The organism is Lichenifustis flavocetrariae (assembly GCF_026130545.1).
Lineage (GTDB): Bacteria > Pseudomonadota > Alphaproteobacteria > Rhizobiales > Beijerinckiaceae > Lichenihabitans > Lichenihabitans flavocetrariae.
In genome coordinates this window covers 1-2,631 of sequence record NZ_JAMOIM010000125.1, presented here as the reverse complement: position 1 = coordinate 2,631, position 2,631 = coordinate 1, and the positions used below count along the sequence as shown (strand labels likewise).

General features: G+C 58.8%; 3 protein-coding genes and 3 pseudogenes. 2 read left to right on the top strand and 4 right to left on the bottom strand.

From position 1 onward, the window contains the following. The first annotated feature begins 270 nt into the window (after positions 1-270). Positions 271-564: a phosphopantetheine-binding protein gene (locus tag M8523_RS36130; protein WP_282589615.1), complete on the top strand. Its 294-nt coding sequence runs from the start codon at positions 271-273 to the stop codon at positions 562-564. A gap of 271 nt (positions 565-835) precedes the next feature. Next, complete coding sequence (locus M8523_RS36125; RefSeq protein WP_282589614.1) at positions 836-1,588, top strand: hypothetical protein; 753 nt, start codon at positions 836-838, stop codon at positions 1,586-1,588. A gap of 183 nt (positions 1,589-1,771) precedes the next feature. On the opposite strand, the pseudogene M8523_RS36120 reads toward M8523_RS36125, so the two are convergent. From M8523_RS36120 to M8523_RS37065, 4 genes and pseudogenes are all read right to left on the bottom strand, one after another. Next, positions 1,772-1,993 (bottom strand): annotated as a pseudogene (locus M8523_RS36120) (integrase core domain-containing protein); the annotation flags it as partial. A 3-nt stretch (positions 1,994-1,996) separates the two neighbouring features. After that, a pseudogene (locus tag M8523_RS36115) lies at positions 1,997-2,146 on the bottom strand (IS91 family transposase); the annotation flags it as partial. An 18-nt stretch (positions 2,147-2,164) separates the two neighbouring features. Then, the gene (locus tag M8523_RS37070) at positions 2,165-2,296 is read right to left on the bottom strand and encodes a hypothetical protein (protein WP_428352056.1); all 132 of its coding nucleotides are present in this window, start codon (positions 2,294-2,296) and stop codon (positions 2,165-2,167) included. Between the two features lie 63 nt (positions 2,297-2,359). Then, a pseudogene (locus tag M8523_RS37065) lies at positions 2,360-2,631 on the bottom strand (hypothetical protein); the annotation flags it as partial.

Genomic DNA, 2,631 nt, shown 5'->3' with positions numbered 1-2,631 from the left:
CCCGGCACCAACGCCTTTCAGGTCATTCTCCAGACCGTCAGCGCCTGACCAGCCTCCAAATGGCCTGGGTAATTACTGTTAACGACCTAGTCCCTCTATTGCGGATGAGAACCGCCGTAAGGATCACTTTTGACTTTAAGAAACGATCTAACACATTCGATTTTTAGGTCCGGCCATGATGTTAAGATCGATTCTCGTTTTCATTTGCCGCAGTAAAAATTTGTCCTATTTTGAGACGCAAACACGCGTTAGCCCTAGTGATGCAATTTGATGACCAAGCCAACGTCTTCAGAACTCGACCAATCGATTGTCGAGGCCATCACGGCTCTCGTCCAGGACGTAATGCCAAAAGATTCAAACCTTCGGTTATTAGGAGCAACGGACTCATTGAGCGATGCCGGCGTGTCGTCATTGAACTTGGTCAATCTCATGTTTGCGGTAGAGGCAACGTTCGACATCTTCATACCCCCAGAGCGGGTCACCGCCGCAAGCTTTCGCTCGATCGACTCCATAGCCAGGATGGTGCAAGCGATCGGGATCGAGACAAAAACGTCCGCGGCGTGACTTGTGACCTTCTTTGTCGAGCCTTTCCGAGCTGTGATGTTTCTTGCAGGTTCCCGATATGCCAACTGAATTGTATGAACGTGCTGCCTTCGGTGCAGTGGTGGTCTAAGCAATGCTCTCCCATTCAGCGGGCGTGTTCGGAGGATCGAGTGTTGGTGTAGGCCCTGCTTCCGTCTCGTGCCGCCGTGTCCGGGCGGAAGACAGGGATCGCCTCGTTGCACTTCTCACGCGGAGTTTTCCGGAGCGCGACGCGACGTATTGGAAACGAGCCATGGATCGGCTTACGCGCCATGCAGAGGATCTGGCCCACTCGCATGTTGGCTATGTTTTGACGGCTGGCGAGAACCTCGTCGGCGTATTGCTGATGATCTTTCGACGCGTATCGGTGAATGGCGGTTCGCATCTTCGGTGCAACCTGTCGAGTTGGTGCGTTGACGAAGCCTATCGAAGCTACGGTTCGCTGCTGGTCACCATGGCAACGCGCGACAAAGCCGTGACATACATCAACATCTCGCCGGAGCGACACACACGCAGGATCGTGGAGGCACAGGGCTTTACGCGCTATGCTGACGGGTTGTTCCTCTCCGTACCATTGCTTTCCGGTCGTTCGGGCACCCCCGTCGCCTATGTCACCGGAGACACTGTCGCGCCAGCCAATGCGTCTGCTGACGATGTCGCGTTGGTGGAGGCCCATGCGAATTTGGGCTGCCTGACTCTTTGGTGTGTAGCACCGGATGGTGCTTATCCCTTCGTTTTCTCTGTCTCCCGACGCCTCAAACGTACGGTCAGAGTTGCGCATGTGGTGTACTGCCCGGATCCGGTCCTTGTGGCTCGATTTTCTCAGGGGATTGGAGTGTTTCTCGCGCGGCGCCGCATTTTCTTCATCTCGATCGACACCAACGGATCCATTGCGGGCTTGCGGGGTCGTTACTTCAAGGACCGGATGCCAAAGTACTTCCGGGGAGATCATAAGCCACGTCTGGGTGACTTGGCCTATACAGAGCTTCCATTATTCGGGGCATGATCACTGTGCATAGACATTGCAATTGGAGCCTCGTTTCTCGACGCAGCGAGGCAAAGACGATGAAGAGAGTTGGTCCGGTTATCTGAACAGCGTACTTCAATCGGCGCCGAAGGAAGGGTTTGGTGCAGTTTGCGGTGAATCCGGAGTGTACCGGCCCTGGATAGTGAGACACCGACATTGATCCTACGCGGCGATTGTCGCGGGTGAAAGCAGGTCGTTTCTGACGGCTGTGGGCGTGCGGTGGCCGAGGCGGCCGATCAGCCAGGTCGTGTTGTAGGTCTCCTTGAAGGCCAGCAGCGCGCGACGCAGGTCCTCGACGGTGTCCAAGGTGTGGATCCAGAGCAGGTTCTCCTTGAGCGTGCGGATGAAGCGCTCGGCGCAGCCGTTGCCCTCCGGCGCCCGCACGGCGACATGGCCGCCGAGTGCCGCCGTGCGGCAGGCCCGGATCGCGGACATGACCTTGAATTGGCCGAGGCTTAGATGCCCGCGATGGCGCGCGACGAAGCTGTCACCATGCCGGTTCAGGATATCCGCAACCTCGAGGGTAGGCCGCGCCACCATGGTGGCGCGGTGCCGCTACGGAGGTGGTGGCGGCGCCAGCAGTGCGAGGGGGCTCTCGACCTCGCGGATCGTCTTTAGGGCCACACGCGTGTAGAGGGCGCTGCTGTCGAGCTCCCGGTGCCCGAGCAATACCTGGATGACGCGGATATCCGTCTTCCGCTCCAGCAGGTGGGTGGCGAAGCTGTGGCGCAGCGTGTGGGGCGAGACCCGCTAGTCGAGCCGGGCGGCCGCGGCGGCGGCGTGGCAGGCGCGATCGAGCTGACGCGTGGTGATCGGCTGTGCTGGTTGCTGGCCGGGAAACAGCCAGCCGCGCGGCCGCTTCAAACGCCACCACTGGCGCAGAAGGTCGAGCAGGTCCGGCGCCAGCATGACGTACCAGTCCCTTGCGTCCCTTGCCCTGTTCGATGTGATTAGGCGTGCAAGTTTGACCCCCGTGTGAGGGGTATCGGCGTCCAATACTGACCCCCTTTGATGTGCTTCGA

Excerpts from the sequence above, each read along its gene's own strand:
- M8523_RS36130 (WP_282589615.1), top strand. The coding sequence starts at position 271 with ATGACCAAGCCAACGTCTTCAGAACTCGACCAATCGATTGTCGAGGCC.
- M8523_RS36125 (WP_282589614.1), top strand. The coding sequence starts at position 836 with ATGGATCGGCTTACGCGCCATGCAGAGGATCTGGCCCACTCGCATGTT.